This window comes from Thermodesulfovibrionales bacterium (assembly GCA_026417875.1).
Taxonomy (GTDB): Bacteria; Nitrospirota; Thermodesulfovibrionia; order Thermodesulfovibrionales; family CALJEL01; genus CALJEL01.
This window is the reverse complement of record JAOACK010000089.1, coordinates 1-4036: the sequence shown is the minus strand read 5'-3', so window position 1 is coordinate 4036 and position 4036 is coordinate 1. Positions and strand designations below refer to the sequence as shown.

General features: G+C 40.1%; 4 protein-coding genes. 1 reads left to right on the top strand and 3 read right to left on the bottom strand.

The window, feature by feature from the left end; all coding sequences use genetic code 11:
* Positions 1-707: 707 nt before the first annotated feature.
* Complete coding sequence (gene typA / locus N2257_10460) at positions 708-2516, top strand: translational GTPase TypA (GenBank protein ID MCX7794805.1); 1809 nt, start codon at positions 708-710, stop codon at positions 2514-2516.
* Here the strand turns inward: typA and N2257_10455 are convergent.
* The 3 genes from N2257_10455 to N2257_10445 all read right to left on the bottom strand — a co-directional run.
* On the bottom strand, positions 2513-3409 hold the full coding sequence (locus N2257_10455; protein MCX7794804.1) for a hypothetical protein: 897 nt from the start codon (positions 3407-3409) through the stop codon (positions 2513-2515). The genes typA and N2257_10455 overlap by 4 nt on opposite strands.
* Positions 3406-3711, bottom strand: coding sequence for an HNH endonuclease (locus tag N2257_10450; GenBank protein ID MCX7794803.1), 306 nt, complete (start codon positions 3709-3711; stop codon positions 3406-3408). Before N2257_10450 ends, N2257_10455 begins: the two co-directional genes overlap by 4 nt.
* An 8-nt stretch (positions 3712-3719) precedes the next feature.
* On the bottom strand, positions 3720-4036 hold a 317-nt coding region (locus tag N2257_10445), incomplete at its 5' end, for a GGDEF domain-containing protein (GenBank protein ID MCX7794802.1).

Sequence of the window (4036 nt, the reverse complement as noted above, 5' to 3'; positions counted from 1 at the left end):
AGATGTGTATAAGAGACAGGTTAAGCTCATTAACTTCATCGTCTCCTCTCCCCCGATGGAGACAGGGCCCTGTTAGAATTTGATTAGCCCATAGGTTTTAGTTTAAGTGTTATTTTTCCATCTTTTACTCCCTCTTATTGATAATTTGGACTGTGATAAAAACTGTGATAAATTATCACAAAATTCATCACAATGCACTCGGCAAACCTTGCATTTAAGCCACTTTTTATTTTTAAGGTTAGAATCGCACTCTGGAGGTCAGGGGTTCGAATCCCCTACCGTCCACCAGCAATAACCTGGAATTAACTCCGGGATGTAACTAAATTTTCATATCATAAACCAAACACTTTAAAAGCCGGTTGAGGTAATTTCCTTATGGAAGGACAATTACTTTTTTGAAAACAGATGAATATTATCTCTTCAGAAAGGGTAAATGATAGAATTTTGATTTCTCAAAGTGCATCAAAGGAAAAAATTGTTTTTTTAAGAAATTTATTCACATGATGAACCGGTTGTAAAAATTGTATTATAGTTGAAGGTAAAATCTTCATGTTGGAAGACTTTAAAAGCACTCCATGAATCAATTGATGCCCTGAAATCAGATTTTACAAAAGTTTTAGCGAGTCATTAATATTCAGTTTTGTTAAAATAACCATTTTGACCTTGTAATACCAGGAATAGGTGCCTAAATAATCACTAGAGGTTTTATGAAAAGAGAAGATCTAAGAAACATAGCTATCATTGCCCATGTTGACCACGGCAAGACAACCCTTGTTGATGCCATGTTGAAGCAGGCAGGCATATTTCGTGCAAATCAGCTGGTTCAGGAGAGGGTAATGGACAATATTGACCTTGAGCGAGAGCGGGGCATTACAATAATGGCAAAGAATACCGCAATTGAATACAGTGGTGTAAAAATAAACATTGTTGATACACCCGGCCATGCTGATTTCGGAGGTGAGGTTGAAAGGACGCTCAAGATGGTTGATGGAGTGCTGCTCCTTGTAGATGCCTCAGAGGGACCCCTGCCACAGACAAGGTTTGTACTTAAAAAGGCACTTGAATTAAAACTGCCTCCAGTTGTAGTGATAAACAAAATAGACAGACCTGATGCCAGAATCCAGGAAGTTATAAATGAAATCTACGACCTTTTTATAGACCTGGATGCCACGGAGGAACAGCTTGAATTTCCCATTGTTTATACTAATGCAAAAAAAGGCATTGCAAAACTAAATCTGGATGATAGCTCAGAAGACCTAAGACCATTATTTGAACTCATTCTTAAGACCGTTCCACCACCTGAAGGAGATGAAAAGGATGTCCTGCAATTTCTGGTTACAAACATTGATTACAATGATTATGTGGGAAGGCTTGCCATAGGAAGAATATTTTCTGGCAGAGTGAGGGCAGGTGATACCGTTGCTGTTATTAAAAATCAGAGAGAGATGGTAAAGTCAAAGATAACCTCTGTATATACCTTTCAGGGACTTGAAAGAAAAGAAGTAAAAGAGGCTTCTACTGGAGATATTGTGGCCCTTGCAGGTATCGAAGGTATAAATATAGGTGATACTGTTACTGATATAGAAAAGCCAAAAGCTTTGCCGAGAATTAAAGTGGACGAACCAACGATATCCATGGTCTTTTCTGTAAACACATCCCCTTTTGCTGGAAAGGAAGGGAGGTTTGTAACATCAAGGCATATAAGGGAAAGACTTGAAAAAGAGCTTCTGTATAATGTATCCATCAAAGTGGATTTTGATAGCTCTGATTCCTTTAAAGTAATGGGAAGAGGAGAGCTTCAGCTCGCAATCTTAATAGAGATGATGAGGAGAGAAGGATACGAGCTTTCTGTATCAATGCCGGAGATAATTACAAGGGAGATTAATGGAGTATTGCATGAACCTGTGGAACTTCTAATAATAGATGTGCCGGATGAATATGTAGGAGTTGTCACTCAGCAGATAGGAATGAGAAAGGGTAGGATGATCAGAATGCAGAACAATGGCTTCGGAAGGGTTAGGCTCGAGTTCAGGATACCATCAAGAGGATTAATTGGTTTCAGGTCACAGTTTCTGACTGATACAAGGGGCACCGGTCTTCTCAATCACATATTTGATGGATATGAGCCATGGCATGGACCGATGTCAAAAAGACAGACAGGCGCCCTTGTTGCAGATAGACCTGGAAGAGCAACCGCCTATGCCCTCTATCACCTCCAGCCTCGAGGTACACTTTTTATCAGAGAAGGAACACCCGTATATGAGGGCATGATTGTGGGAGAAAATTCCAGAGAAAATGATCTTGATGTGAATGTAACAAAGGAAAAAAAACTCACAAATATACGTGCTGCAGGCTCTGATGATACAATACAGCTTGTGCCTCCAAGGATATTGAACCTTGAGCAGGCAATTGAGTTCATAAAAGAGGATGAGCTCGTGGAGGTTACACCTCACTCAGTAAGACTCAGAAAAAAGGTTCTTGAGGCAAACAGGAGGCCCAAGGCAAAACAGGCTTAAGGCTCCAAAATCTCTTTCCAGAACTTAGGTAGCACAAAGGATGCCCTGTGTATTTCATGTGAGTAGTATTTAGTATGGGGAATTGATTTTCTAACCGGTACCACAGGATCTGAATTCGCTGAGCGGATTATAAAGGCATTGTCTCCGCCAAAGCAGGGGATATTTGACCTGTAGCATAGCACTCTTTCTCCTGAATATACCTCTTTGTATGTTTTAAGAGTAACATCAAGGATATTGCTCATTGTAAATGGAACACCAGCCTGCTGAACAATGATACCTTCTGGAACAAGTTTTTTTAGAAGGGAGTGAAACTCTCTGCCAAAGAGCGAATGGGATAATTCTACCCTCTCTCCAGAAGAGACATCTGGATCAGTTGAATCAATGATTACAAAATCGAATCTCTCTCCTCTAGTTATATAATCCTCAACAATCCTAAAGGCATCCTGATGATAGAGTTTAAGTCTGGAATCCTGAAGAACTCCCTCAATCATCTCGGGAAAGTATTCTTTTACCACCTCTGTTACCCTCGGATCTATATCAGCAACTACAACTTCCTTAACCTCATTATATTTGAGCACCTCTCTGGCTGCACCCAGATCACCGCCACCACATATGAGGACGCGCCTAACTTTATTCTCGGGTAATGCCTGAAGAGGGATATGGACAAGGGATTCGTGGTAGATGAATTCATCCTTGATAGTGAGCTGAATAAGACCATTAATAAAGAGGATCTTCTTCCAGAAGGGATGTTCAACCACCATTATATTCTGGAGACCTTTTTCAATATGAAGGATGTTGCCCTCATAGAGATAAAAAAAACCCCTGTGAACAAATTCTCCTATAAGAAACTTTATCTTTCCTTCTGTAGGCACAGCCCTTTCAAGGATGCTCATTCCTCCACCTCCTCTGCCTTCAATTTTTCAAGATATTCCTCCCATTCAAATGGAAGAAGGTACTTCTTTTTATTATTGCATTCTTTGCAGGCTGTAACAAGATTTGATTTAACGGACTTTCCACCCCTTATAAGTGGTATGAGATGATCCATTGTAAGCTCTGAGGGCTTGAATTTCCTTCCACAGTAATAGCACCTTCCCTCCCCGAGCTTCCTCTTCCACCAGGAGCTCTTCCTTAACTCCCTTGCCCTGGCCTTTTCTTTTTTTAATTCTTCTTCGCTAACCTCAATTATGAATTCCATGATGTTTCTCAAAAGCTGTTTATTTTTGACTCCTTAGATATATCTTCCCATAGTACAGTCTGGTTTCTTCCATTATGCTTTGCATTATAGAGTGCCTTATCTGCATTTTCTATTAGCTTGCCTTTCTGTATCCTCATGCCTGAATGAACTGAGGCTATACCTATGCTCATTGTAGCCCTTATGGTGGTACCCTTGTGGATGAATTTACTGGATTCAACCCTTTTTCTCAATCTTTCTGCAATGAGTCTGGCTTCTTTTAATGACGTCTCTATTAATATAATAGCAAATTCTTCACCTCCATACCTGTCTCTTATACACATCTCCG